Annotated in this window: 1 protein-coding gene; it reads left to right on the top strand. The window is 32.4% G+C overall.

Annotation, left to right across the window (positions count from 1 at the left end; translation table 11 throughout):
* The first annotated feature begins 126 nt into the window (after positions 1-126).
* The gene (locus FYJ27_RS12560) at positions 127-1,497 is read left to right on the top strand and encodes an ISNCY family transposase (RefSeq protein ID WP_154485136.1); all 1,371 of its coding nucleotides are present in this window, start codon (positions 127-129) and stop codon (positions 1,495-1,497) included.
* Positions 1,498-1,844: the final 347 nt, after the last annotated feature.

Below are 1,844 nucleotides of genomic sequence, written 5' to 3'. Positions count from 1 at the left end.
AGTGATTTATTTATGATAATGTCTCAATATATCGTTTATGATTATGTCCTAATATCATAAAAAAATGTATAATATACTCCATAACTATAAAATGGGGTGATAAAAATAAGAAAGGTAGATTTAAATATGAAAGAACAAGAAAAATACGAAACGATTAAAAAACTAGTTGAAACCAATGGTAATAAGAAAAGGGCAGCTTTAAAATTAGGATGTACACAAAGGCATATTAATCGAATGATTAAAGGATATGTTGATGAAGGTAAGGATTTCTTTGTTCATGGTAACAAGGGAAGAAAGCCTAAGCATACACTCAACGATGAAACAAAGAAATTGATATTGAATCTTTATAACACCAAATATTATGATGCTAATTTTGAACATTACTCTGAGCTTCTTGAAGAATATGAGGGAATAAAAATTTCACCAAGTGCCGTTCGCTCTATTCTTATGGCAGAACAGATACTTTCTCCTATGGCCCATCGTTCTACTAAGAAAAGAATTAAAAAACAGTTATTGAAGCAAAAAAACAATACCTCATCTAAGAAAGAAATTGAGAAGATTGAGGATAAGATTTTAGAAATTGAAGATGCTCATCCTAGAAGACCTAGATGCGCAAACTTTGGTGAACTAATTCAGATGGATGCATCTTTACATGAATGGTTTGGTGGTATTAATACTCAACTGCATATCGCTATTGATGATGCTACTGGTGCAATTGTAGGGGCATATTTTGATCTACAAGAAACATTAAATGGATATTACAATGTTCTAAGCCAAATACTTAAAATCTATGGTATCCCATACATGTTCTTCACTGATAGACGAACGGTATTTGAGTATAAACAGAAAAAATCCCCTTCCATAGAAGAGGATACTTTCACTCAATTTGGTTATGCCTGCAAGCAATTAGGCATTGTAATTAAAACCAGCAGTGTTCCGCAAGCCAAGGGACGCGTTGAGAGGATATTCAAAACTCTACAATCACGTCTCATCCTAGAATTAAGGCTTAACGGCATTACCACAATAGAGCAAGCAAATATATTCTTAAACTCCTACATAAAAAAATATAATGCTAAATTTGCTCTGTCAATTAATAATATCAAATCTGTTTTTGAAAAACAACCAGATGATGAAAAAATTAATTTGACATTGGCTATTCTTTCTAGTAGGAAGATAGATAATGGTCATTGTATTAAATATGAAAACAAGTATTTTAGACTACTAGATCCTAATGGAAATCCTGTATATTATTACAAAGGTACATCAGGTATGGTAATTAAAGCATTTAACAAAGAGTTATATTTCTGTGTAGGAGAAACTGTTTATGCTTTAGAAGAAATTCCATCTCATGAGCGTAAGTCCAAGAACTTTGATTTTGATACACCGGAAGAAAAGCCAAAGAAAAGATATATTCCTCCGATGAGTCATCCATGGAAACAAGCCTCTTTTGAGAAGTTTATGAACAAACAAGCTCATAGAAAAGAACTAACAGCCTAAAACTAAGTAGATATTAAAATCTATAACTTGACAGCCTTAAATAGCTAGTTTTTAAGGTTTATTAAAAAAACCCAAAATTCAAATGATTACCAAGTTTGATTTAGTACGATATTTCATGTCTTTATTGTATGTATGCTAGGCTGGCATGATATGCCAACAGGCTTTGTCGCCTGGGATGCTTCTCCCAGGTGATAGGGCCTGTGCCCAAGCCTGTTTCAACGTACATATGGGTTCCTGCAATCAAGATTTTAATTGACTAAGTTAAATCGAAAAATATAGCACCAATCCTTACGAAAATTGGTGCTAATAATTTAATATTTATGGGACATTTTTAAAAGTGCTTGACA

The organism is Anaerosalibacter bizertensis (genome assembly GCF_009696605.1).
Classification (GTDB): domain Bacteria; phylum Bacillota; class Clostridia; order Tissierellales; family Sporanaerobacteraceae; genus Anaerosalibacter; species Anaerosalibacter bizertensis.
This window is presented reverse-complemented; position numbering and strand designations above follow the sequence as displayed.